This is a genomic window from Nonomuraea sp. NPDC049141, assembly GCF_040648415.1.
Classification (GTDB): Bacteria; Actinomycetota; Actinomycetes; order Streptosporangiales; family Streptosporangiaceae; genus Nonomuraea.
Window position 1 is genome coordinate 626880 of record NZ_JBEZDR010000004.1, and the last position, 25590, is coordinate 652469.

A 25590-nucleotide genomic window follows, 5' to 3' on the forward strand; every position below is an offset into this window, starting at 1 on the left:
AGGATGACGGACCTGCTTACCCTCGCGGTCCAGCCGACCCCGGCTGACCTGATCCGCGACGCCGTCGAACTCATGCGCCGGACATGGCGGGTGCGCGGCGACTTCCTCATCGGCCGCCTGACCACCGGCCACGGCTACTGCCCCGTCGCCGCGATTGGCGTGATCGGCGGGGACGTGTTCATAGCCGGAGTGCCGATCGGCCGCGACCCGCTCGTCCGCGAGGCCATCGAATGGCTCGTGACCTACCACCGGCTGCCCCGGTCCAAGCCCGAGATCAAGGCCGGGCGCGACGATCGGCGCCTGGCGTACATGCGTGTCGCCGAATGGGCGGACTCGTTCCCCGAGTCGGCGGACGATGAACTGTACGCCCTCATTGAGGAAGCCGCCGCAGCGTGGCGGCCCGCACCGTATCAAGTTGGCGGAACCGCCAACAGAAAGAGGAGATCATGACCACACCCTCCGTCACCCCCGAACAGAGCGACCTATACCGGCAGCGCGCCTGGCGTGCCTACGACCTGGCCGCCGACGAGGAGCGCGACGGCCCTGAGTGGGACCAGGCGTACTACCGTCACCGGTGCGGGACCGCTTGCTGCTACGCCGGGCTGCTCGTCATGTCCAACGACCGACCGTGGCTGCTGGACTACAACGACGCCGGACTGCCGATCATCGACGGAACCCCAGTTTCCGACGACCACGTGTACGACGAGTACCTGGTGGCGGCCCCCGGCGACCCGGAGCACGCCATCACGGAGCAGCACGGCAAGCAGGTAATCCACGTCAAATACGTCGCCGCCATGCTGATCGGGCTGGACCCCTACGGGTTCCATGCCGACGACGGCGGCCTGTTCGCCCCCCAGAACACCCTCGACGACCTGAAGTGGCTCATCACGAAGCAGATCGGCCCCCGCCCCGCCGGCCAGACGCACCCGTCATGACCACGGAAGATCTCACCGAGCGGCGGCGCCTGGCCGTCGCAGCGGGCCGGGAGTGGCTGGTGGAAATCACCGACTCCGACCTGCTGCTGATCGCCGGGACCCCGGTCACCGCCGCCGACGTTGAGGCGCTGGAGGGCCAGGTACTGGACTACCTGCTCGCCAACGAGAACGACCCGCCAGAGCTGGTGGAGCGCGTGCGCGGCATCGCGGCGATCCACGTACGCCACCATGCAGTCCGCCACCCATAGACCCCTCTGATCGGAAGGAAGCACATGACCACGTCCACCACACCGCCGGACCTCTACCGCGAGCGCGCCTGGCGGGCCTTCGACCGCATCACCGCCGCCGACGAAGCCCCCGACCCGGCGCTCGGCTGGGACCAGGCCGCATTCCGCACCGAGTGCGGGACCGGCTGCTGCTACGCGGGCCACCTCGCCCTCGACAACGACGGCACGTGGCTGGTGACCATCCGCCCCGAAGGCATGTTCATCGACGGCAAGCCCATCGACCCCAACGCGGACGAGGACACGGACTACAGCGTGTGGGAGTACCTGGTCGCCGAGGACGACGACCCGGAGTCGGCCATCGAGGAGGCGTTCGGCAAGCGGGTGATCCACGTGGGCTACCGGGCGGAACGTCTGCTTGGTCTGCTCGATGTCACCCACGAGCTGTTCGCGGGCTTGAACACGAGGCCCTTCCTGGAGGAGCTCATCAACCGCCGCTTTGGCCCGCGCCTGCCTTCTGTTGGCGGAACCGCCATCTAATCCCTCCGGCTGGCCCGCACGGCGCGGGCCAGCCACCCCACCACCACCCAGAGAGGAAGACCCGTGTCGAGAACCGACATGACCGACGAAGAACTTGCCGCATGGAAGGCCAAGAAGGACGCTGGCCGCGCCCGCGCGTACGAAGCCGAGATGCGGATCGCGATGCTGCTCCGGGACAACCCAGAGGCGATCGACGGATTCCGCGCCTTCTGCGCCCGCATGAACCCGTACTCCATCCGCAACTGCATGCGCCTCTACGGGCAGAACCCGGAGGCGGCGCATGTGCAGCCCCGGTTCTTCTGGGGCGGCTACGGCCGCGCCGTCGATCCCGACGCTGCTGTGTGGATCATCGCGCCGAAGGTCGAGCGGACGTTCACCAAGGAGGTCGAGAACAAGCAGACGGGCCAGGTCGAGGAGGTGGAGGACGCCTACAAGATCTGGCCTGTCGACGACGTGTTCCCGGCGCAGGCCACGGTGCCGAAGAACGGGCCATGCACCTTCTGCAACGGCCCAGAGGGCGAACGCTGCCCGGACTGGTGCGCGGTGATGCAGCCGCAGGCCGGGGCGCCACCGACGCGGGAGGAGGTGGCGGAAGCGCTCAACGCGGCGCTCAAGCAGGTCGGCGGGTTCGACTCCTCCCAGCTGACCGTGCTGGGGACGGACCCGATGCAAGACCGCTACGGAGACCCCTACGAGACTCCCGGCGTCCGCTGGGAGACCATCGCCACCATCAAGCGCGCAGCAAAGGGGCGCAAGGCGAAAACACGCCGTTACCGGTTCATACACACCATCGACCTGGACCGGCCAGGCGTCCGCTACGCCATCGCCGGACTCGGCGTCATCTGGGTCAGCCCTTACGAGCACCGCCCCGACACCGGCGGCGAAGCTCCAGTCCACGTGCAGTACGGCGACGACGTGCCCCCCGACTCGGAGCAGGGCAGGCGAGCGAGCTGGGACAGCGGCTACACCGCGGCCGGCCCGCACGCACCGGTCCTGCACAACACCATCAAGTTCGCGGGCTTCTCGATCGTTTACCCGCACGACGAGCGGGCTCGCCTGCACGCCTGGCGTGAGGGCCGCGAGCGAGTGCCTGAGGCAAGCGCCGAGTACATGGCTCAGATCGTCCGCCAGCTTCTCGACCACTACCGCGGGCTGGTCGAGGTGGACGCCATCGAGGAGGCCGCGTTCCGCAAGCGCGAGGCGCGGCGTGCCCGTGAGGCGGAGCACGAGGCCGAACGGCTCGCCGAGCAGGAGCGCGATCTGGCCGCACGGCGAGAGCAGGCCCAGCTGCGGGCGGCTGGGCACCGCCACCAGGCCGCCAACCCGACCGAACTGTAGAGCGCGAGCCCGTTCCTACCGGGCTCGCGCCACCACCGATCGTACGGCCCCGCCCGCCGACGCGGGCGGGGACATTCACCCACAAGGGAGCAATCACCGTGAGACTCGCAGCACTCGCCGTGGCGGCACTCATCGCCACCCAGCCCACAGGATGCGGCGCCAAGGGCACCACCACCGACCCCTACAAGCCCGGAGCGCTGGGTTGTAACCGGTACGTCCACGTCGAGGCCGTCCGGATCGGATCGGCCGAGCCGCGCGTCCGCGTCCTGGTCAACGAAGAATGCAGCACCCCGTCCGGCGTCGCCACCCAACTGCTGTCCATCGACCTGGAGTACCGGGAGACGCTCGGGGCTCCCTGGCTGGCTATCAACAGCGAGAGATTCCCCAACGTGGCCCCGGATCACCGGTACGTGCTGACTCACCACCCGTGCCTGTCGGGCCGTTATCGCGCCAAGGTCGGCGTGGCGGGCACGTTCGACACCGGCAAGGAGTACCGGGCATCGGTCGAGGAGTCCGCGCGGATCAACTGTGAAAATCCGCGCAACATCGCCTCCTACTAGCGGCGCCACCAGCGGCGACGAGCGGCGCGGGCGCGGAAAACGGCCTCGCCGTCCGGGTCGCCGGCGTACGGGCAGCGCACCCGCAGCCGAGGATGCGGCGGCACGACGCCGACTGCCCAGTGCGATGCCGCTTCAGCTGCGGCGTGGGTGATGTTGCCGGTGGCGTAGGCGGGTGGGGCGGCGCGATTTGGCTCGTTGCCAGGCCACACACCCCATCCGTCGCCCCACCAGGCGACCGTCCATACCTGCTCATCCACGCATCCGATCGTACGGCCACGCTCGCCAGCGCGGGCGGGGCCATCACTCCTAAACCACCACCAGTCAGGGAGGAACGGCAGTGGCCAACGCTGCGATCCCCATCCAGTTCGCCTACGCCCCCACTCACAACGGGATGGTCATCCCGTACATCGCCCTCCGGCACGCGGACGGCACTCCCGAGTTCGGGCAGATCGACCACGACCGGGTGGCCGAATGCCTCCTCGAAAAACGCTGCCAGCTATGCGCCCAGCGGCTCACCGACACTGCGGTTTTGATGGCCCGGCCGCAGGACTTCGGCGCTGGTTACGGCCCCGAACCCGCCCAGCACCCGCAGTGCGCCGCCTACGCCATCCGGGCCTGCCCCATGCTGTCCGGCCGGCTACCCCGCCACCGCGACCGGACCCGACCCCAGCGCCGCCAGTGCAGCCGTCCGGCCGCCTGCTGGTGCGGGCAACCGACCGAGCCCAGCGCGGACGCCATCATCCGGTCCGGCCGGGCCGCGACGCCGTGGTACTCGGTTCGCTTCCCGATGGCTGAGTACGAGCTGAAGACGTCAGCGCGGAAGGGACCACGCGGCATCTCCCTCGCCCTCACCAACCCGAAGATCCGGCTCGTGTCGTGGGGCGGCCCCGACCAGGCCGACCTGGGGCGCGTCATCGTGTTCGGCCTGCCGCTGCCCGACGCCGGGACTGACGGCTGATGAACGTCGTCTTCTCCTACGGCATGGGCGCCAACGGCACAGCGGCTCTCCTCCGCTTACTGCTGGAACTCGGCACCCGGCCGCCCGAGTTGGCCACTGACCTGTCCAACCTCATCGTGATCACCGCGCAGACGGGTGACGAGTTTCTGGACACCGCCGTCATGGTCGAGCAGCACGTCTACCCGCTGCTCGCCGAGCACCGGGTCCGCACCGTACAGGTCGCCCGCGCGGGCCACTACGAACGTGACGGCATCGTCGTCCTGGACGACACCCGCGAGCCGATCCTGTGCCTTACTAACGGCGCGTACGCGCTGTCGGAGGAGATGGTGACGACTGCGACCGTGCCGCAGTCCGGCGGGGTGCGTAAGCACAGCCAGAAGTTCAAAGCCTGGGTCATCGACCAGTTCATCGCGGCTCTCACCGGCGGCGAGTCGTACGTGCACGTCATGGGGTACGACGCCAGCGAACCCGAGCGCGTGGCCGGGGATCTGGCGCTCGGCCTCCCCAACAAGATCCCGTTCTATCCGCTCGTGGCCTGGGGCTGGGACTGGGACGCCTGCGAGCGATACATCTACGCCCGGCTGGGCGTGCGGTGGAAACGCAGCCACTGCGTTGAGTGTCCTTTTGCTTTCTCCGTCACCAAGGGCGGCCGGGAGCGCACCATCTCGCGCCTGCTCGCCCACCCCCACCAGGCCATGGACGCGCTGACGATGGAGTACCTGGCCGTCGCCTGCAACCCCAAGCAAGGACTGATCGCGGGCAAGCAGCTCTACGACCTGATCGCAGCCTGGCCCGGCGGCCCCATCCTGCTGGAGCTGTTCCACCGCCACCTCGACGACGTCGAATGGGCGGTGTACGACGTGCGCCGCGGGTTCGGCAGCAAGCCGGGGGACGCGATGAAGCGCGGGCGCCCGGCCCGGTCCATGCGCCCGCTCGTCACCGGCAGCCGCGCCGACATGCTCGCCCGGCTGGAGCGCGCGGCCGGCTTGCTAGGGCGGCGGCTGGAGACGGACGGCCGCCACTACCGGGTGTGGTGGCGGCGGCGCGGCATCTACTTCCCGACCGTCGAGCACCTGCTGACCGCCGCGCCCGCGCTGGCGCACCACAAGACCAACCCCTCGTTCCCGAAGCTGTGGCAGGACGGCCTGATGGCCCCCCGTCAGCTCGAACTCGCCATCTGACCGGAGGACGCCACATGTACATCCACGACAGCAACGTGGTCACCCTCACCGATTGGTTCTGCGGTGCAGGCGGGTCATCCCAGGGAGCCGACGAGGTCCCGGATGTGGAGGTCACTCTGGCCGCGAACCACTGGAAACTGGCCCTCGACAGCCACCGTGCTAATTTCCCGAACACCCGCCACGAGGACGGCGACATCCGCGAGTCCCCAGTGTTCGACTGGCCCACGACGGTTGGCCACTGGGCTTCGACGGAATGCACCAAGTGGTCCGTCGCCCGTGGCAAGAAGCAGAAATTCCTCCACTCTCAGCAGGGCGAACTGTTCGATCTGCCGAAGACCGAGGAGGAGATGGAGGAGGAACTCGCGGAGGAGGAGAGCCGCGCCCTGACCAAACAGGTTGCCGACTACGTCGAGGGTCGCTACGCCCGGCGCCGGTCCCCGCACGACATCGTGCTGTTCGGAGTCATGGAGAACGTCCTCCCCGAGTACGACTGGGACGGCTTTCGCGCTTTCCGGGAGCGGTTCCACCGGATGGGCTACAAGACGCGCGCCTTCGGGCTCAACTCGATGCATGCGCAGCCGGTGCGGACCCTCGCCGCGCCTCAGTCACGGGACCGGCTGTATTTCGTGTACTGGCACACGAGCGTGGGCCGCGACCCCGACTTCGACAAGTGGCTCAGGCCGCAGGCGTACTGCCCCACCTGCGACAAAGTCGTTTACGCGATGCAGGTCTTCAAGAACCCGAAGCGTGAGGCCGGGGCCTACCGCAGCCAGTGGAACTGGCGATGCCCGAACAGCCGATGCAGAAACGTGGTCATCGAACCGCCAGCTCTGCCCGCATGGGAAGCGATCGACTTCTCCCTCCCCACACGCAAGATCGGTGAGGGGAAGCCGGGTAAGAAGTTCCGACCCTACGCGTCGGCGACCGTGGCCCGTGTCCAGGTGGGCATCGATACGTTCTGGACGCCGTTGCTGGTGCCGACCGGCGGTACCTGGAGAACGGACGCGACCCCGGTGACGGAGCCGATGCCGACTCGGACCACCAGGGAGAATGACGGGTTGGCGGTGCCGCCGCCGCTGGTCGTCCCAGCCGAGGGCCGCGAGGGGAAGAAGGCCGCTCCCGCGACGGAACCACTACGGACGACAACCGGTCGCCGAGAGACGGGGGTGGCGTTCCCGCCGGAGCCGTTCCTGACGCTGCTGAGGTCCGGCCGGGTGCGGAACATCGACCCTCGCCGGGATCCGCTGGCTACGCTCGTGACGGAGGGCGCCTCGCACGCTCTGGCGGTGCCGCCGTCGTTCATCGTCCCGATGCGGGGTGGCGGTTGCAAGGACACCGCCCGTTCGATCGACGCGCCGCTCGGTACGTTCTCGGCGGGAGGCAACCACAACCTCCTGGCGACCGCTCCGGAGGCTCTGCTCGTGCCGTACTACAACAACGGCGTGGCCAGGCCCGCGAGCGAGCCCGTTGGCACGCTGACCACGATCGACCGGTACGGCGTCGCCACCCCCACGATGCCGCTCCCCGACAAGATCGACGTCAACGAGGTCGGATTCCGCATCCTCGACCCCGGCGAGGTCGCCCGCGGCATGGCGTTCAAGCGGGGCTACATCGTGCTCGGCAACAAGCGGCAGAAGGTGCGGCAGTACGGCAACGCGGTCACGCCACCCATGGCCGAACTGCTGGTCTCGGCGCTGCGTGAGTGGCTGACCGGCGAGGAACTACCGCGCCATCTGGCCGCGTGATCTCTCGTTGGCGGTTCCGCCAACGAATAGCAACCCCGAAGGAGAATCCATGTCGATCACCGACACCACCGCCGACACCCGCACCATCAACGACCTGGTCAAAGCCACCGGCCTGCCCGGCAACACCGACATCAGCCTCCTCCTGCCCGAGGGCCTGACCGTCCGCGCCCACAACTGCATGAAGCGCGACGACATCCACACCCTCGACCAGCTCGCCGAGCACGACAACCTGACCCTGACCGACATTCGGAACTTCGGGGCCGTCTGCCTCGACAACGTCCGCACCGTACTGTCCAGGCAGGCCAGCCGATACGCGCTCATCCTGAAAGCCGCGCCGCCCTGGCACCAGGAGATCGTCCACCTGGCGGGAGTCCTCAGCAACGGCTACGACCAGGACCTCATCAACCGAGTCCTCGGGGAACTAACCGACACTGCCCCCGGCTACCTGCTGTGCGTGTGGGAACTGCGCGACGCGTCAGTGTACTGCGGCGACTCGCGGATCTACCTCGACGCAGACGTCGAGGGCGGCCTGTGCGATGTCTCCGCTGACCTGTGGATGTGGCTGTCCCAGAACCCCCTCACCCCCGGCATACCGACCAGCCCCGGAGATCCGGCCACGTGGAAGGGCACGCGCGCCGAGTTCGGCCTGGACGACCTACCCGTGGACGACGACCTCCACAACTTCGCCCGCAACGACTGCTGAATCCGGACCCGCTGACCACCAAGGCGCGCGGGCGCCACTCCACCAAGCTATGGGAGAACACTATGTCGATCACCGATACCCGCACCATCAACGAACTCGTCAAGGCCACCGGCCTGCCAGACGAGACCAGCCTCTACGACTTGCGTGGCCTGACAACCCTCGCCTTCAACGGCCTGATGCGCGAGGGCATCCGTACGCTCGGTGCCCTTGCCGCGAGGAGCGACGAGGACCTGTTGGACATCCGAAACTTCGGAGTCGGCTGCCTGGGCAACGTCCGTACGGTCCTCTCCCAGCTCGCCGAGCAGACCAATACCACCGCCGACTGAACACGTCCCGAGCCCCCGCCGGCCACCGGGCTGGCGGGGGCCACCCCACCACCAAGGAGAAACCAATGGAACGCAGCGTCCCCTACGACGGCCGCACCTACACCGTCCGCGTCCACCACGTGGAAGGCCCCGACCCGTTGGTCGTCGTGCTGTCCGCCACCTGCGACACGAACCCGGATGACGTCGGGTACTGCGGCTACACCCGCGTGCCGCGCGGCCACCGGCAGGGCTGGCGGTGGGCACAGGTCGGCGACATCGTGAGCGACCCCGGCGAATGCCTGGGCGCGGCGAGGGAAAACCCGTGGAGCTCATCCACCCCTGACTCCGCCACCATCACGCAGTTGGAGTGGGCGCGCGAGCACGCTCAGACCGGCCCGCAGGCAGGTGCGTGATGACCAGCAACATCACACCGGAGACCGAGCGACGGCTCGACCGCATCCGCATCCACACCACCGTCCAGTACATCGCCGACCGGCTCATCAATTACAGCGAGCCCATCGACGTGCCCACGAGCCTGCGCAACCTGGCCAAACGCCTCGAAGACGCAGCCGACGCCTACGAAACCGAGCACGGCCCCGGCACCGAAGGACCTCACACCGAAGTTCGCCACCACACCACCGAGGAGACCCCCAACCATGGGTGACAAAAGCGACATCGAATGGCTACTCGGCCCTGACGGCCGCAAAGGCGCGACCTGGAACTTCGTCACCGGCTGCACTCGCGTCTCGGAGGGCTGCCGGAACTGCTACCTCCCGCGCACGATGCCGTTCCGCGTCGCGGGCCGCCGCTTCAACGGCAGCGAGCCCGGCGCCACCACCGGCGTGGTGCTGCACCCGGAACGGCTCGACATGCCGCTGAAGAAGCGCGACTCGATCCGCATCTTCGCGAACAGCCTGTCCGACCTGTGGCACAAGGACGTGCCCATGGAACTGGTCGCGAAGGGATTCGCGGTGATGGCGATGACGCCCCAGCACACGTACATGATCCCGACCAAGCGGCCTGGACCCATGCGGGCGATGCTCAGCTCGGACGACTTCTGGCTGGCTGTGGGCGAGGCGGGCAAGGAGATCACCGCAGCCCGCGCCCAGGGCAAGTACCGGTCGGCGTCACCGATGCACCTGACCGAGGGCAGCAGCGCGGACGGGCAGTGGATGCCGGTCCGACCCCTCCGGAACGTGCAGATCGGCGTGTCCGTGGAGGATCAAGCCACCGCCGATCTACGCATCCCGACGCTGCTGGCCACCCCGTATATCGCCGTCCGCTGGGTCTCGGCGGAACCGCTCCTCGGCCCAATCGACCTGTCCCAATGGCTACCGAAGGAGGAGACCTGTGGGTGCGCCGATGTACAGGGAGCACGAGGTATATCGAGCCGTGGAGTCAGGGGAACTGACCATCGACTCGCAGGGCCGGATCTGGCGAGTGGCAGCCAGGCGCGGCAATCGATGGACGGGGGGCAGTCATCTGGTCCCGTGCACTCCTCGCAGAGCGGAGCACGACACGCGGACATACCTGCAAGTGCGGGTGATGTTCGAGGGCAAGCGGATACACGCGATGGCGCACCGGCTGGTGTGGCTTCATCTGAACGGCCCGATTCCAGCCGGGCTCACCGTGAACCACATGAACGGGATCAAGACAGACAACCGCCCGTCCAACCTGGAGTTAGCGACGCCAGTGGAGCAGGCAGAACACGCCCGCACGATCCTCCGGCGGGGGAAGCTCGACCAGTTCGGTCCGCTGAACTCGAACACAAAGCTGACGACGGAGCAGGTGCAGAAAATCTGCTCGCGTCGGGCGGACGGCGAGCTTCTGCGTGTCCTCGCTGCGGAGTTCGGAGTTCGGGAACAGACGATCTCGCGGATAGTCCGGGGCGAGAGACGCTCTTGTGGGTAGTCGCCGGCGGTGAGTCTGGCCCCGGCGCGCGGCCGATGCACCCGGCGTGGGTGCGGTCCCTGCGCGACCAGTGCGTTTCGGCGGGCGTGCCCTACTTCATGAAGCAATGGGGTGAGTGGCGGCCCCAGCCGTCCTACGCCACTGACGACCGCCATCACGTCGTCATGCTCGATGGCCGTGACCGTGGCACGCCCTGGCCGGGCTGGCACATCGACCAGCCCGACGCCGAGGTGATGGAGCGGGTCGGCAAGCACAATGCCGGTGCCGAGCTGGACGGTCGGACGTGGACGGAGTACCCCGATGCCTGAGATCACTCTGCGGCAGACCCGGTTCGTGCTCGCCGGGCGGTGGCCCGCCGGGCATGCCGACGCCATCACCGAGCACGGCTGGACCGTCGTCAACGCCCCCCGACCGCTGCTTGGCCGCGCGACCTGGCAAGGAGAGTTCGTGTCCGGCGTCTTCTACGCGTCCGGGCCGCTCGACGAGTACGGCCCGCGCTGGCTGGCCGACGATGCGACCCTGCTCGTGCCTGTCACTCCGGCAGAGGTGGTCGAGAGGGTGAGGGCCTACTACAAGGAGCACGGCTACGACTTCGACCAGGTGCGAGCCGAAGACCCGGAGTTCGCTGGGCTGACCGCGGCTGATGACCTGGGCCTTCCGTGGGACAACGCATGGCTGGAGGACTCCCATGCCTGACCCAACCCCCGCTGAGGAAATGGAGACGGCAGCCGAGATCGTGCTTGCGACCGCAGCAGCCACCAGCGACACCCCGTGGAACCGCCAAGGGAACTACGTGCACAGCCGGAACGGCTGCGTGGCCATCGCCTACCTGGGAGGCGTGGACGCCATCTGGATGGCGCTCACGGACCCGGAGATAGGGCCGTTGATCGCCGCCGTGCTCAAGGGCTCCGCCCAGACATGGAAGGAGCAAGTCCGGATCCAGGTGGACGGCCAGTACCACGAGGCGTGCGATGGCGTCGCGGGCGAGGACTGCGAGTGCTTCGTCCCCATGCTGGAACTGGCGCAGCACATCCGGGACAAGGCGGTCGGCCGTGGGTAGGCGGGTCAAGGTCACCGGGGACCTGTTCCACGGCCAGGTCCCCGAGGGAGCCGTCTACATCGGCCGCGGCGCCCCCGGCCTGCGGCAGTCGCCGTTCGCGAACCCATTCCCCGTCAAGGTGTATGGGCGTAAGAACTCCGAGGTCCTGTATCGGCAGCATCTCCGCGACAACCCTGACCTGATCGATCGGGCGCTCGCGGAGATCGGCGACCAGGACGTGGCCTGCTGGTGCAAGGAGAGCGACTGGTGTCACGGGGACACGCTGCTCGCCGCGATGGCTGGCAGGTGGTGAGCGATGGACACCCTCCACGGCTACACCATCGCCGACATCGACCGCATGGCCCGAGGGGCTGTCCGGCTTGACTACGGCGGCATGCGCTGGAAGGCATCCGACGTCGAGGAACGCTACAACATCGCATGGACCGCCATCGCTGAGCACCTCGCCGCCAATGATGAGCCGCCATCCTGGCGCGACCTGGTACAGAAGGGCACGGCGGCACTGAGCCGCTACACCGAAGCGGACATGCGGCACCACGGCCACCGCGCCAACATCCGGGCTTACGTCGTGTACTGGTGGGTCACCTGCGGCCCCCACGACACGCATGAGGACCGGATCGTGGAACGGGCGGCGCTGCACCAGATCTTGGCCGCCCTGACCGACCGGCAGCGGGAGGTTCTTCACGCGCTCGCTGTCTACGAGGACCACGGAAAAACCGCTGCGGCGCTGGGCATCTCGCTCGCCACGTATCGGTCGCGGCTGTCCCGTGCTCGCCGACACTTCCTGGAGCTGTGGCACGAAGACGAGGAGCCGTCCCGTCAGTGGGGCAAAGACGTCCGTCCCGCCGATCTGAGCGGCCGGCCCCACGGCGGAGTCTGCGCCCGCGTCCGCAACCGCGGCGCCTTCCGTAAGCCCGCAAAAGAGCGTTCCGCATGACCACACCCCCCGGCAATTCAGAAACGGAGAACCCCGATGACCCAGCTCAACGACACCACCGCGGCGGCCGAGGTCGATGTGCCGCCGGTCGAGCCCGCCGACATCCTCCAGTACCTCGCGCGTAGCGTCGCCCGCGACATGCGTGTGCTCACCTTCGCCACTTCAGACGGCATGCCGTGGACAGTCGAGGCGGCAGCCGAGGTCGCAGCCCACGGTATGAACGGGCTGATCGGCGCGCTCATGCAGGCCGAGGGCCTGACCGTCGAGAAGGCTCAGGCCCGCGCCAACGCTCTCATCATCGAGCAGGGGCAGCGCGACGACCTGATCAGCAAGCTGATGCACGTGGGCGGGCTCACGCTGGAGGAGGCCAAGGCCGCCGCACTGATCGGCGAGCAGGGGGAGGAGGCGAGATAGCCATGCCCACGTGGGAGCGAACCAAGGAACGCCGGGAGCGCATCGCCGAACTCCTGTCCTCTCAACATGGCGTCCCCACCATTGCGGCCCGGCTCGGCGTGGACGAGCGCAGCGTCTACCGGCACCTCGCCGCGATAGAAGGCCGCTCACGGTCGCTGTGTGCGTACGAGGAGAGGATGCCGCGCGTGCTCGCTCACCTGGAGACCTACCCGGACAAGCTGTTCACGCAGGGCGAGCTGAGCCGCGTGCTGGGTCTGCCGACGACAACAAGGCTGAGGCACACCCTGGCACGGATGGAAAGGGAGGGCCTGGTCGAGTCGCTGCCGGGCTTCCGGGATGACCGAGAGTTCTGCGTGCCGAGACCGGTCACCCGGTGGCGGCTGGCCGAGCGCGGGGAGCTGAGCAGATGAACAATTTATGTTGGCGGTTTCGCCAACGATGCCACGAAGGAGAGTCATGACCGATCACGCCTTCTGGATCGCTCACGAAGACGACCGCACGAGCGCCAGCGACGGGGTCTCCCGCTATGGCGCCTACGTCCGCGACCGGGCCAGCCACGTCGCTGAGATGTGGGGCGAGGACCTGCGCGCAGAGTTCGCGGCATTCGCCTGGCGGATCGGCACCGGCCCGGTCATGGCGCCGGGCTACGTCCGCTACCTTCGCCGCGTCATCAGCGCCCAGGTGGAACGCAACGACTGGGACGGCTCCCTTACCGCGAACGTCGAGCTGGCCACGGGGTGGCCGGCCGCGCTGCGGAACGAACACTCGTGGCGGGTCGGCGGCATGTACTGGCGGGATTGGCAGCAGGATCATGGCCGGTACGTGGGCCCGTACGGGGAGCAGCTGACCAAGGCTCCGTTCCTGCTGTGCACGTCGCGCATGCTGTTCCCGGTGCCCATGGATCGCCTGCCGAGTCCGCCCGCGGGCCCTTACGATGACGCCCCCCGCACTGGCGCGCGACGCCGTGGCGGTGCTGGTCGAGGAGCTCAACCGGATCGTGGACCCGGTCATCGCGGCGATCGAACAACACTGACCTCCGTGTCAGCAGAGCGGTCCCGCAGAAACCTGCGGGGCCGCTGCTTTTGTCGGGATGCTGGTGTAAATTCCAGTGCGGCTGACGCTCCAACCACCCACCCGAGCCGGGAATCCCAGCCCACGCGGGGATCACGGCGTCCGAGGGCGAGGAAAGCGGCGATTGCCGCAGGCGACCTCCCCTGATCGTTACGCGCGGTGGCCCGCGCAGGCGTCTCGACAGGCGGGGTCGAGCGTGGGCGGCCCTGCCGGATGAGGCGAGACATGCCCTACGACCGTGACCTCAAGAACGCCACCCGCGTGTTGCAGGATCACCGGCCCGGCAAGACCTACATGCAGGTTCGGGACGAGCTGGTGGACTGGCTCGACGGGCGTGAGGAAACCCCGCTCGAAGCCGTCGCCATCATGACGGACCCTGCCAACCAGATCCTCTGCGAGGACTGCGGTTGGACGATGGGCATGATTTGCCCCGAGTGCACGAAGGGATGCGGCTGCGAGACGCGTTGCTCGGGCTAGCGCCACGGCGAGTGGAGCGACAACGAGGACGACGAGGATGGTGTCTGCGAAGAGTGCGGTGGCGACACCGGGCTCGTCGGCTATGAGGCTGGATGCATCTGCTGACTCCCGACCCGCTCCCGCTGATCGAGCGCGGTCTCGCGGTGTTTTCGCTGCCGCGTGGCGGCCGACTCCCCGCCGGGCCGGGCTGGCAGGCCGACTGCTTGCGCACGACAGAGGACGTGCGCAAGCAGTGGCGGCCAGGCGACAACATCGGCATCGGCTGCTGGGCCAACCAGCTCGTCGTGCTCGACCCGATGTGGACGACGGCGGGGACGGCCGGGTGATGCTGGGCAACTGGTGTCAGGTGCTTGGCATCGAGTGGCCGGACACGTTCACCGTGCGGACGCCGACCAACGGGGGCCTGCACCTGTACTTTCGTGCTCCCGCAGGCTGCACCATCGGCAGCGTCTCCGGTGGTCGGACCGCGCTCGGGACCGGGATCGACACCCGCGGCCCGGGTCGCGGCGGCTGGGGCGGCTACGTGATCGGCCCCGGCTCGGTCGTGGGCGGCAAGCAGTACATGATCGAGCGGGACGGGTCGATCGCCGAACTGCCCAACTGGATCGCTGAGCGGCTCACTGAGTGGCGCACGAAGCCACTCGGTAGGGCTCCACACGGCCTCGGTATCAATTGAGCAGCTTTACCTGATGACTGGGGGAGACCGGTGTTGGGTGGCGTTTACCGGAGGGGCTCACCACGGCAGGGAGGCCGGTGTGCGACGGGTGTTGAGGATCGTCAGGTACATTTGCGCGGCGGTAGTGGTCGCGTCGGTGCTTATGGCCGGCGCAGTGGCGTCCAACCAGATCCTCAACGACGACAAGTGGGTGCTGGGCTGGGCGGCGTGGGCGTTCGGTCTCACCCTGTTCGGGCTGTTGCTGACCGTGGCTTGGGAGCAGACCCGGTCGGCCGGGGACCAGCCTGCCGGAGACAGGTCTGCTGTGATCGGGAGGATGTCGCGTCGTCGGTACCGGCGGCGAGTACGGGCCTCGGCGGAGCAGATGGAGACACTCGGGCTGGTCACTCAGGCCGAATACGTGCTGCGCACCCGTCAGGTCTACGTGGATGTGGTCTTGCAGCCGAGGCCTGTCGTGGAAACCACTGTAGACAGCGGCGTCGGCGGCGACCGGATCGAAGCCGTCCCGAACGAGGCGGTAGCCACGCCGACCGGGGGGTCTTCTGCCAGCGAGGAGCGGGCGGTGGGGCAACGGACGCAGTTGGGGCCGCTGCTGGCCAAGCGCCGTGTGCTCGCGGTGCTGGGCGCCGCGGGGTCGGGCAAGACCACGTTGGCCCGCTACACCGCGCTGGAGCTGGCTGAGCGGGAGTGGCGGCCGTGGCAGCGCCGGTTCTGGCGGCGACGGCCGTTGCCGGTTCTGCTGTATCTGCGCGACCACGCCGAGATGATCCTCGGCCCCGGCCAGGAAGGCGAGCCGTCCGGGCTGGCGCACGCAGCGGTCACGGCACGGTTCCTGCGCGGTGTGGTCACCGCCGCGTGGGTGGGTCGGCAGCTGGACAAAGGCCGGTGCGTGGTGCTGCTGGACGGGCTAGATGAGGTCGCCGACCAGCACGAGCGCAAGCGTGTCGTGCGCTGGATCGAGGAGCAGATCGCCCGCTACCCCGACAACGCGTTCGTCATCACCTCACGCCCCCGCGGCTACCAGGACAACCGGCTGTCCAGCGCCGAGGTCCTCCAGGTCCAGCAGTTCACCACCGATCAGATCAAGCAGTTCCTGCACGCCTGGTACCAGGCGATCGAACGACGCGCTCGACAGGGCGACCGGGCCGAGATCGACCGGATCGCCGCCGAGGCCGCCGACACGCTCTTCGCCCGGATCAGTGCCCAGCCCGCCCTCTACGACCTGGCAGCCAACCCGCTGCTGCTGACCATGACCGCCACCGTGCACCGCTACCGTGGCCAGTTGCCTGCTGGCCGCGCCGCCCTCTACGCCGAGATGTGTCAGGTTCTCCTGCACCGCCGCCAAGAGGACAAAGGCGTCACCCACCCGATCGACACTGTTCTGAGCGGAAGTCAGAAAGAACACATCATCCAGGAACTCGCCTGGCACATGATGTGTCGCCACGTGCGGGACATCTCCAGCAGCGAGGCCTGCGACGTGATCCGCGAGACGTTACAACGCGCCGCTCCCGATCTGGCCCCCAAGACGTTTCTTGAGCACGTGCGGCACAGCGGACTCCTCATCGAACATCGTCATGACCACTACGGATTCGTCCACCTCACCTTGCAGGAATACCTCGCCGCAGCCTCGGCTCGCAACGACGACCGCCGCCAGCACCTCCGCCACAGTGTCAGCGCCCTCTGGTGGCGCGAGACCATCCTGCTGTGGACCGTCGGCGCCGATGCCACCGAGGTCGTGCAAGCCTGTCTGGACGCCCGCACCGTTCACGCTCTCAGCCTCGCCTTCGCCTGCGCCGAGCCCCCCAGCACCCTCGATCCCGACCTCCGCGCACGCCTCAACCAACTCCTGACCATCGTCCCTACCGACCCCGAGGAATCCCGCCTTCTAGACGGCGTCTCCGCCGCCCAGGTCCTCCACGACACCCTCCCCCTCACCACCGGCACCCGCATCTGCGCCCACTCCATTTCCGCGGACCTTTGGAATCGCTACACCACCGACCGCGGCATCGCCCCCGACATCCGCAACCTCGGTCCCTGGACAGATGACATCACCGGCTTTCTCACCTGGCTCAGCGAGATCCTCCCTGATACCCCTTACCGCCTCCCCACCCCCGATGAGGCCCGCCAGGCCCTGGCCACCTTCCATGCCCGATACCCAGCCCTCTGGACAGCCGGAGGCGCCGGCGAGCGGCCCGCCCTCACCCTGCGGCCAGGCCACTTCCACCCGTTCCTCCTCACCGCCCAACAGATCGCCAGCCGCCCGCACCACATCACTGAGCACATCGGCCTCCTGCTTTTCCTCAGCTCCCTCCCGAGTGTGGCCATCCTCCGCAAGCTCTTCGGCCAACCACAACACGACAGCCGCGCCCCCATCGAACGCTTCTTTCTCAAAACCCTCGACCTTGTTCTGCTCCTCAACCTCGCCCACACCCTCGCCCGCGATCACGACTTCGCCCTCGACCTCGACTTCGCCCTCGACCTCGTCCTCGACCTCGACCTCGTCCTCGTCCTCGACCTCGACCTCGAACGCGTCCGCTCTCTCGACCACGAGCGCGATCTCGTCCGCGCCCTCGACCTCGCCCTCGACCTCGCCCTCGTCCACGCCCGCGATGTCGTCCGCGCCTTCGACCTCGCCCTCGTCCGCGCCCGCGACCGCGTCCACGAGCTCGACCGCGACCTTGAACGCGTCCGCGATCTCGTCCGCGATCTCGTCCGCAACCTCGGCCGCGACCGCGACCGCGACAACGCCCGCGACTTCGCTCGCGCCCTCGACCACGCCCTCGATCACGACTTCGCCCTCGACCTCGCCCGCGCTCTCGACCACGCCTTCGACCTCGGCCCTGTCCGCGACCTCGGCCCTGTCCGCGACCTCGGCCGCGACCGCGACAACGCCCGCGACTTCGCTCGCGCCCTCGACCACGCCCTCGACCGCGATCTCGTCCGCGATCTCGTTCGCGCCCTTGACCACGCCTTCGACCTCGAACACCCCCTCGGCCTTGTCCGCGACCTCGCCCATGCTGTGAATTTCACCGTCGGCCCACTACGCCGCGACATCGCCTCTAGAAAGACTCTGGACATGGTGCTGGCCCAGCGTGGTTGGGAAGACCTGGACCTCCCGACCAGGCTGGGTCTTGGGATTGCATGCCGTGACCTCCTGCGCCATTACGTCGTCAGTCATGCCACCTCGTCCCCGAAAGCACAGCACTCTGCCGCGGGCTTCTCACGGTTCTCCGCGAAGAAATACAGAACCTGGCCGGTATCGATCACCCCGCCGACGATCCAACAGCGGTACTGGCCGAGACCATCCGCATGCTTCCCAAGTGGCTGTCCAACGGATCCCCCGACGGATCCATCGTCGTCCTACAGATCACAGCGGCCGCCCGTCTGGTCAGCCATGCTCGGTACCGGCCGGACACCCTTGGACGCGATCTTTGCGACGCGACGGTTTGTGTTCTGGCCGCGATCAAGCGGCTCCACCAGGACACTGCGGACTCGCGCTTGGCCCATGCGCTCGGGGGAGTCCTCGCCTCACTGATCGCCCTCATGCCTCATGAAGATCGGCACAATCCAGGCGCAGAACCTCCACCCCCGGGCGTCATCCTTGTTCGGGCGTGATCACCGCCTAGGACCCGACACCGAGCGGCCCGTCAGATCAGTCCTGTACCTCTTTAGGTGACGCAGGCGAACAGGACATACGAAGACAAGCGTTCAGGTCGACTTCTGATGATCACCGGATCGTCAGCCGCCGCCGGGGCACGTCAGGAGGTCGCGTCCGATTCGTTAAGGTGGTCGAACCACGCGTTGAGCGCGGCCGGGATGAATTCCTGCCCGCCCAGCTTTTCCTGGTGGCAGCCGCTGAGAAGACGGCGGCGGGTGTTCGGCGTGAGCCGCGCGGTGATCAGCGTGAGCGAGTCCGGGTCGGCCGCAGGCTCGCTGGGCCGGGGCACGGGGTCTTTCTCGGTACCCGGCGGCAGCTCCGCCGGGATGGCCGGGTCCAGGCGATCGCAGTAGTAGTTGATCGCTTCTTCCCAGACGCCTTGGAGGCCCAGGCCAGTGTCTTCGACGGCATCGTTCATGCGTTCGATGGTGTCCTCGTCGAGGCGGGTGCCGGTGTTGATGAGGTCGGTCCAGCGGACGGCTTTGGTGCGGGCGGGAGCAGGGCGGCGTGTTCGCGGTTGCGCCAACGAGCCGGGTGTGCCGCCGGGGGGTTGGAAGGTGACCTGGCGGGGGTCGGTGGTTCGTCGGCGGGCCACGTGGCGCTCCTGTGGTCGGGCGGTGGTGCTGGGCGTGATCTCTACCGTAGTCCTGTGCGTGTCTCGCGACAAAGTGTGTCCGTTGTGTCTGTCCCTGCGAGGCGCTGAGAACGCACCTGAACCTATGTAAAGGTGCGCTAAGAGGTAGGCTCGAAGAGAGATCCGATCAAGCTTCTCCCGCCAGCACGGCCACGCGGAGACGCGTCTCCGTCGTCCTGTTGACGGAACCGCCAACGAGAAGGGAACTAAGAAGAGCCATGATCACCCCCACCACCGACGACGCCATCCAGCCCGGCAACTACGTCCGCCACCGCACCTGGACCCCGGAATTCGTCGGCACCGTCGTCAGCATCTTCGACACCGGCGACTTGTCCGTCATCTGGCACGGACACATGCCCAACGACCAGATCCACCCAGACGAGGTCGAAAAGCTCACCGACGAGGAGAAGGCCGCCTACATCGCCGCCTGGCCGCCCGAGGAGCGTGCCTAATGCCCCTGCACACGGACACCCTCAACGTCGAGTTCGCGCACGTCTTCGTTCTCCCCGCCACGAATCCCGACGTCTCCGACATCTTCGACGGAGAAGACCCGCCCGCCGAGAAGTGGGTGTGCTCCATCACCGATGGCGACACCGAAATCGCCGTAATCGCCGACGACACAAACCAGCTCGGCGACTTCATCGCCCGCATCACCGTCCAGGCCGCCACCGTCATGCGGGCCGCCGGCGTGGACCTGCCGGGCCGGATCCATGCATCCCTCGCCGTCGCCGGGCTCCTCCCTCGCGGCGGACACGACACCACCCCGCACGACCACTCGGAAGGAACCCGATGACCACCACGTACACCAACGAGAGCGCCAGTAGCAGCGGCACCGACGTCACGGCGTACGCCACCCGCGACGACATCGTCAACCTCGTCAAGAAGCTCCTCCGTCCCCGGGGCAGCGACGGCTCGATCTTCGGTGAGGTACAGATCGGCTCGACCACCGTGGGCGGTGTTGTCGAGGATCCGGTGTGCGTTCACCGCGCCGCCCACCAAATTGCCTTACTCGCGGGTGAACTCGACCCTGAGGTGTACCCCGAGCTGTATGAGCACCCCGACAAGCTCATCGAGGAGGACGACCCGGACGCTGACCGCCGCGCCGCCCAGGAGATCGTCACCCTGCTCACGGCGGTGTTCGGGCTATGACCTACAAGTTCGCATTTCCGGACGTGGAACTCACGTCAGAGGTCGTCGTCTGCCACCATTGCGACAATCCTCCGTGCTGTAACCCCGGACACCTGTTCCTGGGGTCCTACGCGGACAACACCGCCGACATGGTGCAGAAGGGGCGAGCCCGGGGCATCGCAGAGTCGCCCGGCCTCTCGCAAGCCAGTGGCGCTGCAACGAAACATCAGCGTGCCGTCCAAGAGAGGCTTCCTCACCTTCTCGATGCGGTGGCCGCGCGCATCGCAGCGGGAGAGCCAACAACGTACCGATCGATCGCCCACCTCGATGGCTACTGGAGCGCACGAAAGACGCTCGGCCTCACTCATCGGCAGATCGTCGAGAGAGCAAAGGAGCGAGCATGCGCGGTCTGACCGTTCGCCAGCCCTGGGCCTGGGCCATAGCCGCAGATCTCAAGCCCATCGAGAATCGCTCGTGGGCCACCCGCCACCGAGGCGAGATCGCCATCCACGCCGGACAATGCTGGGACGAAGCCGGGGCGCGGGACTGGCGCATCATGGAAGCCGCCAAGTCGGAGGAGCCGCTGGAGCCCGACGAGCGGTTCGTGTTCGGCGCGATCGTGGCTGTCGCCGACCTGGTGGATGTGACACGGGAAGCCTCGTCGCCGTGGGCGGAGCCGGGACAGGTCCACTGGCTGCTGGCCAATGTCCGCCCGCTGGCCGAGCCGGTGCCGTGCCGGGGCTGGCAGAACGTGTGGCAGGTGCCTGCCGACGTGGAGGCCCTGGTGCGCGCCCAGCTCGGGTTGACGGCATGACCAGGCCGCCGCTCGCGGCGACTCCCGTCTCCTGCGACTGGTGCGGAGGTCAGCCGGAGCCGCACCGGATCGTCGTCCAAGGGGCGGGCATGGCGATCTGCGACGACTGCGTGGAACTCGTGGTCGTCATCATCGAGGAGGCGAAGAAGGAGGCAGGGCGCATGTAGAGTGCCCGTACACGTGCGTGTGATCTGCATAATCCCGCGCACCGCGAAGGCCCCGGCAGGGATCTATCCCTTGCCGGGGCCTTTCGCGCAGGTATACACAGGTGCGCTCTGAGGTACGGTAGGGCCATGATCCAGCGCCCCGCCATCACCAAACACGCCGAGGTCGCGGCCAGGATCACGACTGATATCGACACGGGGAAGCTCAAGCCCGGTGACAAGCTCCCGTCCGAGAGAGACCTCAGCGCCACCTACAACGTGGCCCGATCCACCGTGCGGATGGCCATCGCTGACCTGCGAGACCAAGGCCGCGTCGAAGTCCGTCATGGGAGCGGCACTTTCGTGGCCGGTGCACCGCCCAAGTCGTCCGTGCGGCGTGATGCCGCGTACGCGAAGCTCGCGGCAAGAATCGCGGCCAACATCGACAAGGGCAAGCTCAAGCCGGGGGAACTGCTGCCGTCCGAACTGGAGCTCGGCGCCCACCACGGGGTGAGCCGTCAGACGGTACGGGCCGCCATCGAACTGCTGCGTGAGCAGGGCCGCGTCGAGACCGTGCACGCCAAGGGCACGTACGTGACCGGCGGCAAGGCGAGCGCGCCGGTGCCGCCGTCCCGGCGCTTGGTTGAGGATCTGCGTGAGGCGATCACCTCCGGCCGGTTGAAGCCGGGAGACCCGCTCCCGTCCGAGCAAGAGCTGATGGACACGTACGGGCTGGCCGCCATCACCATCACCATCGCTCTCCGCACACTTCGCCAGGAAGGGCTCATCCACCACATCCCCGGACGCGGCCGGTTCGCCGGCCCGAGTTCGGCCCGCCGAACGGACTAGCGGGACCGGGTCCGGCGGTCGGTGACGCGATCGTAGGCGCGCACGTACGCCTCGTCGATCGGGCGCCGCTCGACAGGCCGGAGGATGGCGTGGACGGTGGCCACAGCGGCGAGGAGCATGAGCCCGGCCGCTGCGGCGAGCACGACCGGAGCGAGCTGGCCGGCGTGGCTGACCAGGAGGACGACGAAGGCCAAGGTGGCGATGGCGGTGGTGAGGATCTGGGCTGGCCGATGCATGGAACCCCCAGTGGTTGCGCTGGTTCGATGTCCCCTTTTGGGCGTGATCACGGTATATCTCTGCATGATGGCGGTGGTGTTACGGGCCCGTGTGACGTGATACGAGATCTTTAGAGCGGAGCTCGGGGGAAGGCGCCGCGACTCATACGCCGGACATTTCCGGCGGGGGACCCTCATCCTCGTCGTCGTTGCTCTTGGACGAAGCGTGCGGCACGATGGCCACGGAACGATCACTAGCGCTTTTTCTTCCAGGTGAATTGCTGCTCGTCCCATCATCGCCCGCTCGTTCCGGAGAGAGGGGGACACCACATGCGATTTGAAGTTCTGGGGCGTCTAGCCGTGTACGCCGATGGCCAGCAGGTTCCCCTGTCTCCTCTCAAACGCCGTCTGGTCGCGGCGCTGCTGCTGGCCGGCCCGACTGGCATCCTGGCCGAAGACCTGATGAAGGCTCTGTGGGGCGACGACTGGGGTCGCGAGGGGGGCCTGAAAACTCAGGTGTCGGAGCTGCGTCTTCTCCTGCCGGATCGCATCCCTGTGGGCGGCCCGGCCGGCTACCGCCTTGGTCTGCAGTCCGGTGACTGCTTCGACCTAGCCGACTTTCGGGCATTGTGCAGTGACGGCCGGGCGTTCACCGATCGCGGCGACTACGACAGGGCAGTGAAGGCACTCGCTCGGGCGCTGGCCCTGTGGGGTGACCCGCCATTAGTGGATGTACCGGACGGCGGCGGCAAACTGGTGTTGGTGCGTGACGATCTGCTGATCGACCGTAGAGACACCGTGATGGCGTTGCTTCAGGCGCGGCTTCACCTCGGGCAGTATCGAGAGATCTTGACCGAGGTACGCCGTGAGCTGGTCAATGACCCGCTGTCGGAGCGGCTCCACGGTCTGCTGATGACCGCGCTGTACCGTAGCGGTGATCGCATTCGTGCCCTTCAGCACTACGAGACCGTCAGCGTCCTGCTGACCGGGGAAACCGGCAGCGGCCCGGGTGCTGTCCTTCGGCAGCTTCGCGAGGAGATCGCCGAGGAGGAGCACCGCGCGCCGCCGCCCGGCCAGCGCCCACGGGTTGCGCCGGAGCCCTCGCGGCCTCCTGCGCAGCTTCCACCCGATGTCATCGACTACACCGGGCGGAAGGACGAGGTGGCCACGCTGGTCGGCTACTTCGATTCGGCCGCGACGAGCACGGGCGTGCGTATCGCCTCGATCACTGGTCCGGGCGGTGTGGGCAAGAGCGCGCTTGCGGTGCACGTCGCGCATCTGGTCCGGCACGCCTACCCGGATGGGCAGTTGTACGTTCGTCTGGAGGCGCTGTCGGATCGGCCGCGTAGCGTCGGCCAGGTCCTCGCGGAACTCCTCGGGTCTCTCGGAGTCCATGCCCAGGATCTCCCTCGTACGCCTGCTGAGCGCACGGCGCTGCTGCGGTCCCTGCTCGCCAACCGGCGCATGCTGCTCGTGCTGGACGACGTTCTGGGAATCCACCAGATCAACCCGTTGCTTCCGGGTACGGCCGGATGCGGCGTCATCATCACGAGCCGCAGACACCTGGCCGAGGGCGCCATGCTGCGCCTGCGGCTCTATCCGCTGCGCCGCGACGAGTCCCTTCACCTCCTCGGTGAGATCATCGGCCATGACAGGGTCGTCTCGGACGCAGCCGCAGCCCGCGCTCTCGTGGAGGCATGCGACGGTTTTCCCCTGGCGATCCGGGTGGCAGGGGCGCGGTTGACAGCGCAACCTCATTGGACTCTGCGGTACTTCGCCGATCGGCTCGCCGATCTCGATTCCGACGAGATGGGAGTGGCCGCGAGTATTGCCGCCGACAGCTATGACGCCCTCGCCGAGGACGCTCGCCGCGCGTTTCGCGGCCTGGCGATGGCCGGGCCGGGCGATTACCCCGGCTGGGTCGCCACGATGCTGCTGGGGGGCGACGCCGAAAAGTCGCTGGAAACCTTGACCGCGCACAGCCTTGTCGCGCCCGCCGGCACCGACGCGCTCGGCCGTCCGCGCTACCGCCAACACGGGTTGCTGCGGGCTTTCGCTGCCGATCGGCTGGCCGAGCGTGTCGCCGAGAGCGATGGCGTCGTGGACCGGCTCCTCTTGGGCTGGCTCGAACTCGCCGACCTTGCCGATTCTCTCATCCCGCATGAGCCGCATTCCCCTCCTCCGGCCAGGCTGGGCCAGTCCCTGTACGCGCCGCCGCTGGCGCGGCGTCTCGTCCAGGCCGACGCGCAGACGTGGTTTGCCTCCGAGATCGGCAATCTCCTGGAGGCGGTCCGGTTCGCCTGCCGTGAGCTGCGCGTTCAAAGCGCCACAGGCATCGCCCTGCGCGTCCATTCGTACTTGTTCTGGGCGCGCCGGAGCCGGAACGCCCAGGACATGTGGCGGCTCATCATGCATACCGCCATCGCCGGCCGGGATGCACGGTTGGCAGCGGAAGCCCGGCTACGGCTGGCAATCCTCGTTTCCCGCTCACCTGGAGGCGCCGAGCGGGCGATACCGATGCTCGATGCGAGCGCCGAGGCGTTCCGATCTGTCGTCGATCGTCGGGCCCTCGCGCGGACGCTGGCTGCTCGGGCGGCGGCGGGCGAGCAACTGCACGGGAAACGACGTCAAGAGGGTCTCCAGCAGGCAACCGCCGACGCAGTCGAGGGTTTGCGCATCGCCCAGACGGCCCGAGATGTTCATACGGAGGTGGCTTGCCTGCGCGTCCTGGCGTTCGTGCTCGCCCAGCGCGGTCTGTACGACGAGGCGATCACGCGGTCCCGGGAAGCGGTGAGGCTGGCCGAGGCGATGCCGACCGGCACCGGACAGCAAGCCTACGTGGCGTACACGCTGTGGATGCTGGGACGAGTCGAGCTGGCGGCGGGGCACTATGACGTGGTCCTTGACCTGTGCCGCCGTCGCGTCGATCTGGTGAGCCCGCTCGGACACGAGGCCGGCGATGCCACGTACCTGGAGATGGAAGGTGACGCCTTGATGGGGCTCGGCCGCCGAAGGGAGGCGGCCGAGCGGTACGCCGCGGCGGCTGCCCAGTACGAGGGGGAGGGCACTGGGCATCACGCTGAACGGTGCAAGCGCAAGCTCGCCGCGGCGAAGTGA

35 protein-coding genes and 2 pseudogenes are annotated in these 25590 nt (G+C 67.9%); 34 read left to right on the plus strand and 3 right to left on the minus strand.

The annotated features are described in order from the left end of the window. Positions 1-3 precede the first annotated feature (3 nt). From AB0B91_RS15185 to AB0B91_RS15210, 6 genes are all read left to right on the plus strand, one after another. Positions 4-450, plus strand: coding sequence for a hypothetical protein (locus AB0B91_RS15185; protein WP_358318871.1), 447 nt, complete (start codon positions 4-6; stop codon positions 448-450). Further along, positions 447-935: a hypothetical protein gene (locus AB0B91_RS15190; protein WP_358318872.1), complete on the plus strand. Its 489-nt coding sequence runs from the start codon at positions 447-449 to the stop codon at positions 933-935. Before AB0B91_RS15185 ends, AB0B91_RS15190 begins: the two co-directional genes overlap by 4 nt. Next, positions 932-1183: a hypothetical protein gene (locus AB0B91_RS15195; protein ID WP_358318873.1), complete on the plus strand. Its 252-nt coding sequence runs from the start codon at positions 932-934 to the stop codon at positions 1181-1183. The genes AB0B91_RS15190 and AB0B91_RS15195 overlap by 4 nt, the downstream gene beginning before the upstream one ends. Positions 1184-1207: 24 nt before the next feature. Further along, positions 1208-1699, plus strand: coding sequence for a hypothetical protein (locus AB0B91_RS15200; RefSeq protein WP_358318874.1), 492 nt, complete (start codon positions 1208-1210; stop codon positions 1697-1699). 63 nt (positions 1700-1762) lie between these two features. Further along, positions 1763-3037, plus strand: a complete 1275-nt coding sequence (locus tag AB0B91_RS15205) for a hypothetical protein (RefSeq protein ID WP_358318875.1) — start codon at positions 1763-1765, stop codon at positions 3035-3037. 98 nt (positions 3038-3135) lie between these two features. Further along, entirely contained in the window at positions 3136-3597 is a 462-nt protein-coding gene (locus AB0B91_RS15210; RefSeq protein ID WP_358318876.1) for a hypothetical protein, read from the plus strand. Here the strand turns inward: AB0B91_RS15210 and AB0B91_RS15215 are convergent. Further along, positions 3594-3854: a hypothetical protein gene (locus AB0B91_RS15215; protein ID WP_358318877.1), complete on the minus strand. Its 261-nt coding sequence runs from the start codon at positions 3852-3854 to the stop codon at positions 3594-3596. The genes AB0B91_RS15210 and AB0B91_RS15215 overlap by 4 nt on opposite strands. Before the next feature lie 80 nt (positions 3855-3934). Between AB0B91_RS15215 and AB0B91_RS15220 the strand changes: the two genes are divergently transcribed. The 20 genes and pseudogenes from AB0B91_RS15220 to AB0B91_RS15315 all read left to right on the plus strand — a co-directional run bounded on the left by AB0B91_RS15220 (position 3935) and on the right by AB0B91_RS15315 (position 18567). Next, on the plus strand, positions 3935-4555 hold the full coding sequence (locus AB0B91_RS15220) for a hypothetical protein (RefSeq protein WP_358318878.1): 621 nt from the start codon (positions 3935-3937) through the stop codon (positions 4553-4555). After that, a complete protein-coding gene (locus AB0B91_RS15225; protein WP_358318879.1) occupies positions 4555-5736 on the plus strand; it encodes a hypothetical protein in 1182 nt (393 codons plus the stop codon). The genes AB0B91_RS15220 and AB0B91_RS15225 overlap by 1 nt, the downstream gene beginning before the upstream one ends. Before the next feature lie 14 nt (positions 5737-5750). Beyond that, positions 5751-7481 (plus strand): DNA cytosine methyltransferase, encoded by a 1731-nt coding sequence (locus AB0B91_RS15230; RefSeq protein WP_358318880.1) that lies wholly within the window; start codon positions 5751-5753, stop codon positions 7479-7481. A gap of 49 nt (positions 7482-7530) precedes the next feature. Beyond that, positions 7531-8184 (plus strand): DNA-directed RNA polymerase subunit alpha C-terminal domain-containing protein, encoded by a 654-nt coding sequence (locus AB0B91_RS15235; RefSeq protein ID WP_358318881.1) that lies wholly within the window; start codon positions 7531-7533, stop codon positions 8182-8184. 137 nt (positions 8185-8321) lie between these two features. Beyond that, positions 8322-8510: pseudogene (locus tag AB0B91_RS15240) on the plus strand (DNA-directed RNA polymerase subunit alpha C-terminal domain-containing protein); the annotation flags it as partial. Positions 8511-8575: 65 nt separating this feature from the next. After that, complete coding sequence (locus tag AB0B91_RS15245) at positions 8576-8902, plus strand: hypothetical protein (protein WP_358318882.1); 327 nt, start codon at positions 8576-8578, stop codon at positions 8900-8902. After that, complete coding sequence (locus AB0B91_RS15250; protein ID WP_358318883.1) at positions 8902-9153, plus strand: hypothetical protein; 252 nt, start codon at positions 8902-8904, stop codon at positions 9151-9153. Before AB0B91_RS15245 ends, AB0B91_RS15250 begins: the two co-directional genes overlap by 1 nt. Then, a pseudogene (locus AB0B91_RS15255) lies at positions 9146-9805 on the plus strand (DUF5131 family protein); the annotation flags it as partial. The gene AB0B91_RS15250 and the pseudogene AB0B91_RS15255, both read left to right, overlap by 8 nt. A 256-nt stretch (positions 9806-10061) precedes the next feature. Next, positions 10062-10400 (plus strand): HNH endonuclease, encoded by a 339-nt coding sequence (locus tag AB0B91_RS15260; protein ID WP_358319216.1) that lies wholly within the window; start codon positions 10062-10064, stop codon positions 10398-10400. Next, positions 10391-10708: a DUF5131 family protein gene (locus tag AB0B91_RS15265; RefSeq protein WP_358319218.1), complete on the plus strand. Its 318-nt coding sequence runs from the start codon at positions 10391-10393 to the stop codon at positions 10706-10708. Before AB0B91_RS15260 ends, AB0B91_RS15265 begins: the two co-directional genes overlap by 10 nt. Continuing rightward, a complete protein-coding gene (locus AB0B91_RS15270; protein WP_358318884.1) occupies positions 10701-11096 on the plus strand; it encodes a hypothetical protein in 396 nt (131 codons plus the stop codon). Before AB0B91_RS15265 ends, AB0B91_RS15270 begins: the two co-directional genes overlap by 8 nt. Beyond that, positions 11089-11460, plus strand: coding sequence for a hypothetical protein (locus AB0B91_RS15275; protein ID WP_358318885.1), 372 nt, complete (start codon positions 11089-11091; stop codon positions 11458-11460). The genes AB0B91_RS15270 and AB0B91_RS15275 overlap by 8 nt, the downstream gene beginning before the upstream one ends. Further along, the gene (locus tag AB0B91_RS15280) at positions 11453-11752 is read left to right on the plus strand and encodes a DUF4326 domain-containing protein (protein ID WP_358318886.1); all 300 of its coding nucleotides are present in this window, start codon (positions 11453-11455) and stop codon (positions 11750-11752) included. The genes AB0B91_RS15275 and AB0B91_RS15280 overlap by 8 nt, the downstream gene beginning before the upstream one ends. Before the next feature lie 3 nt (positions 11753-11755). Then, positions 11756-12394: a hypothetical protein gene (locus AB0B91_RS15285; protein ID WP_358318887.1), complete on the plus strand. Its 639-nt coding sequence runs from the start codon at positions 11756-11758 to the stop codon at positions 12392-12394. 36 nt (positions 12395-12430) lie between these two features. Next, positions 12431-12808 (plus strand): hypothetical protein, encoded by a 378-nt coding sequence (locus AB0B91_RS15290; RefSeq protein WP_358318888.1) that lies wholly within the window; start codon positions 12431-12433, stop codon positions 12806-12808. A 2-nt stretch (positions 12809-12810) separates the two neighbouring features. Next, positions 12811-13218 (plus strand): helix-turn-helix domain-containing protein, encoded by a 408-nt coding sequence (locus AB0B91_RS15295; RefSeq protein WP_358318889.1) that lies wholly within the window; start codon positions 12811-12813, stop codon positions 13216-13218. A gap of 886 nt (positions 13219-14104) precedes the next feature. Then, positions 14105-14356 carry a hypothetical protein gene (locus tag AB0B91_RS15300; protein ID WP_358318890.1) on the plus strand — a complete coding sequence of 84 codons (252 nt, stop codon included), beginning with the start codon at positions 14105-14107 and terminating at the stop codon, positions 14354-14356. Positions 14357-14448: 92 nt separating this feature from the next. After that, entirely contained in the window at positions 14449-14682 is a 234-nt protein-coding gene (locus AB0B91_RS15305) for a bifunctional DNA primase/polymerase (protein ID WP_358318891.1), read from the plus strand. Beyond that, complete coding sequence (locus AB0B91_RS15310; protein ID WP_358318892.1) at positions 14655-15032, plus strand: bifunctional DNA primase/polymerase; 378 nt, start codon at positions 14655-14657, stop codon at positions 15030-15032. The genes AB0B91_RS15305 and AB0B91_RS15310 overlap by 28 nt, the downstream gene beginning before the upstream one ends. Positions 15033-15174: 142 nt before the next feature. Further along, positions 15175-18567: an NACHT domain-containing protein gene (locus AB0B91_RS15315; RefSeq protein ID WP_358318893.1), complete on the plus strand. Its 3393-nt coding sequence runs from the start codon at positions 15175-15177 to the stop codon at positions 18565-18567. Between the two features lie 223 nt (positions 18568-18790). Here the strand turns inward: AB0B91_RS15315 and AB0B91_RS15320 are convergent, their stop codons facing one another. Continuing rightward, a complete protein-coding gene (locus AB0B91_RS15320; RefSeq protein ID WP_358318894.1) occupies positions 18791-19285 on the minus strand; it encodes a hypothetical protein in 495 nt (164 codons plus the stop codon). A 257-nt stretch (positions 19286-19542) separates the two neighbouring features. Here AB0B91_RS15320 and AB0B91_RS15325 point away from each other — a divergent pair, with 257 nt between their 5' ends. The 7 genes from AB0B91_RS15325 to AB0B91_RS15355 all read left to right on the plus strand — a co-directional run bounded on the left by AB0B91_RS15325 (position 19543) and on the right by AB0B91_RS15355 (position 22258). Next, the gene (locus AB0B91_RS15325) at positions 19543-19776 is read left to right on the plus strand and encodes a hypothetical protein (protein WP_358318895.1); all 234 of its coding nucleotides are present in this window, start codon (positions 19543-19545) and stop codon (positions 19774-19776) included. Next, positions 19776-20117, plus strand: a complete 342-nt coding sequence (locus AB0B91_RS15330; RefSeq protein ID WP_358318896.1) for a hypothetical protein — start codon at positions 19776-19778, stop codon at positions 20115-20117. Before AB0B91_RS15325 ends, AB0B91_RS15330 begins: the two co-directional genes overlap by 1 nt. Further along, on the plus strand, positions 20114-20473 hold the full coding sequence (locus tag AB0B91_RS15335; protein ID WP_358318897.1) for a hypothetical protein: 360 nt from the start codon (positions 20114-20116) through the stop codon (positions 20471-20473). The genes AB0B91_RS15330 and AB0B91_RS15335 overlap by 4 nt, the downstream gene beginning before the upstream one ends. Continuing rightward, positions 20470-20865 (plus strand): HNH endonuclease, encoded by a 396-nt coding sequence (locus tag AB0B91_RS15340; protein WP_358318898.1) that lies wholly within the window; start codon positions 20470-20472, stop codon positions 20863-20865. Before AB0B91_RS15335 ends, AB0B91_RS15340 begins: the two co-directional genes overlap by 4 nt. Further along, positions 20853-21266 (plus strand): ASCH domain-containing protein, encoded by a 414-nt coding sequence (locus AB0B91_RS15345; protein WP_358318899.1) that lies wholly within the window; start codon positions 20853-20855, stop codon positions 21264-21266. The genes AB0B91_RS15340 and AB0B91_RS15345 overlap by 13 nt, the downstream gene beginning before the upstream one ends. Next, positions 21263-21433, plus strand: a complete 171-nt coding sequence (locus AB0B91_RS15350) for a ClpX C4-type zinc finger protein (protein WP_358318900.1) — start codon at positions 21263-21265, stop codon at positions 21431-21433. Before AB0B91_RS15345 ends, AB0B91_RS15350 begins: the two co-directional genes overlap by 4 nt. A 126-nt stretch (positions 21434-21559) precedes the next feature. After that, complete coding sequence (locus tag AB0B91_RS15355) at positions 21560-22258, plus strand: winged helix-turn-helix domain-containing protein (RefSeq protein WP_358318901.1); 699 nt, start codon at positions 21560-21562, stop codon at positions 22256-22258. On the opposite strand, the gene AB0B91_RS15360 is transcribed toward AB0B91_RS15355, so the two are convergent. Continuing rightward, complete coding sequence (locus tag AB0B91_RS15360) at positions 22255-22494, minus strand: hypothetical protein (RefSeq protein WP_358318902.1); 240 nt, start codon at positions 22492-22494, stop codon at positions 22255-22257. The genes AB0B91_RS15355 and AB0B91_RS15360 overlap by 4 nt on opposite strands. A gap of 309 nt (positions 22495-22803) precedes the next feature. On the opposite strand from AB0B91_RS15360, the gene AB0B91_RS15365 reads away from it, so the two are divergent. Further along, a complete protein-coding gene (locus tag AB0B91_RS15365) occupies positions 22804-25590 on the plus strand; it encodes a BTAD domain-containing putative transcriptional regulator (RefSeq protein ID WP_358318903.1) in 2787 nt (928 codons plus the stop codon).

Bases quoted from the DNA above. Each gene is read 5' to 3' on its own strand.
- AB0B91_RS15335 (WP_358318897.1), top strand. From the start codon at position 20,114: ATGACCACCACGTACACCAACGAGAGCGCCAGTAGCAGCGGCACCGAC.
- AB0B91_RS15315 (WP_358318893.1), top strand. From the start codon at position 15,175: ATGGCCGGCGCAGTGGCGTCCAACCAGATCCTCAACGACGACAAGTGG.
- AB0B91_RS15345 (WP_358318899.1), top strand. From the start codon at position 20,853: ATGCGCGGTCTGACCGTTCGCCAGCCCTGGGCCTGGGCCATAGCCGCA.
- AB0B91_RS15290 (WP_358318888.1), top strand. From the start codon at position 12,431: ATGACCCAGCTCAACGACACCACCGCGGCGGCCGAGGTCGATGTGCCG.
- AB0B91_RS15360 (WP_358318902.1), bottom strand. From the start codon at position 22,494: ATGCATCGGCCAGCCCAGATCCTCACCACCGCCATCGCCACCTTGGCC.
- AB0B91_RS15260 (WP_358319216.1), top strand. From the start codon at position 10,062: ATGGCGCACCGGCTGGTGTGGCTTCATCTGAACGGCCCGATTCCAGCC.
- AB0B91_RS15185 (WP_358318871.1), top strand. From the start codon at position 4: ATGACGGACCTGCTTACCCTCGCGGTCCAGCCGACCCCGGCTGACCTG.
- AB0B91_RS15230 (WP_358318880.1), top strand. From the start codon at position 5,751: ATGTACATCCACGACAGCAACGTGGTCACCCTCACCGATTGGTTCTGC.
- AB0B91_RS15325 (WP_358318895.1), top strand. From the start codon at position 19,543: ATGATCACCCCCACCACCGACGACGCCATCCAGCCCGGCAACTACGTC.
- AB0B91_RS15295 (WP_358318889.1), top strand. From the start codon at position 12,811: ATGCCCACGTGGGAGCGAACCAAGGAACGCCGGGAGCGCATCGCCGAA.
- AB0B91_RS15350 (WP_358318900.1), top strand. From the start codon at position 21,263: ATGACCAGGCCGCCGCTCGCGGCGACTCCCGTCTCCTGCGACTGGTGC.
- AB0B91_RS15195 (WP_358318873.1), top strand. From the start codon at position 932: ATGACCACGGAAGATCTCACCGAGCGGCGGCGCCTGGCCGTCGCAGCG.
- AB0B91_RS15340 (WP_358318898.1), top strand. From the start codon at position 20,470: ATGACCTACAAGTTCGCATTTCCGGACGTGGAACTCACGTCAGAGGTC.
- AB0B91_RS15305 (WP_358318891.1), top strand. From the start codon at position 14,449: ATGCATCTGCTGACTCCCGACCCGCTCCCGCTGATCGAGCGCGGTCTC.
- AB0B91_RS15190 (WP_358318872.1), top strand. From the start codon at position 447: ATGACCACACCCTCCGTCACCCCCGAACAGAGCGACCTATACCGGCAG.
- AB0B91_RS15245 (WP_358318882.1), top strand. From the start codon at position 8,576: ATGGAACGCAGCGTCCCCTACGACGGCCGCACCTACACCGTCCGCGTC.
- AB0B91_RS15330 (WP_358318896.1), top strand. From the start codon at position 19,776: ATGCCCCTGCACACGGACACCCTCAACGTCGAGTTCGCGCACGTCTTC.
- AB0B91_RS15300 (WP_358318890.1), top strand. From the start codon at position 14,105: ATGCCCTACGACCGTGACCTCAAGAACGCCACCCGCGTGTTGCAGGAT.
- AB0B91_RS15285 (WP_358318887.1), top strand. From the start codon at position 11,756: ATGGACACCCTCCACGGCTACACCATCGCCGACATCGACCGCATGGCC.
- AB0B91_RS15365 (WP_358318903.1), top strand. From the start codon at position 22,804: ATGCGATTTGAAGTTCTGGGGCGTCTAGCCGTGTACGCCGATGGCCAG.
- AB0B91_RS15200 (WP_358318874.1), top strand. From the start codon at position 1,208: ATGACCACGTCCACCACACCGCCGGACCTCTACCGCGAGCGCGCCTGG.
- AB0B91_RS15235 (WP_358318881.1), top strand. From the start codon at position 7,531: ATGTCGATCACCGACACCACCGCCGACACCCGCACCATCAACGACCTG.
- AB0B91_RS15225 (WP_358318879.1), top strand. From the start codon at position 4,555: ATGAACGTCGTCTTCTCCTACGGCATGGGCGCCAACGGCACAGCGGCT.
- AB0B91_RS15355 (WP_358318901.1), top strand. From the start codon at position 21,560: ATGATCCAGCGCCCCGCCATCACCAAACACGCCGAGGTCGCGGCCAGG.
- AB0B91_RS15275 (WP_358318885.1), top strand. From the start codon at position 11,089: ATGCCTGACCCAACCCCCGCTGAGGAAATGGAGACGGCAGCCGAGATC.
- AB0B91_RS15270 (WP_358318884.1), top strand. From the start codon at position 10,701: ATGCCTGAGATCACTCTGCGGCAGACCCGGTTCGTGCTCGCCGGGCGG.
- AB0B91_RS15250 (WP_358318883.1), top strand. From the start codon at position 8,902: ATGACCAGCAACATCACACCGGAGACCGAGCGACGGCTCGACCGCATC.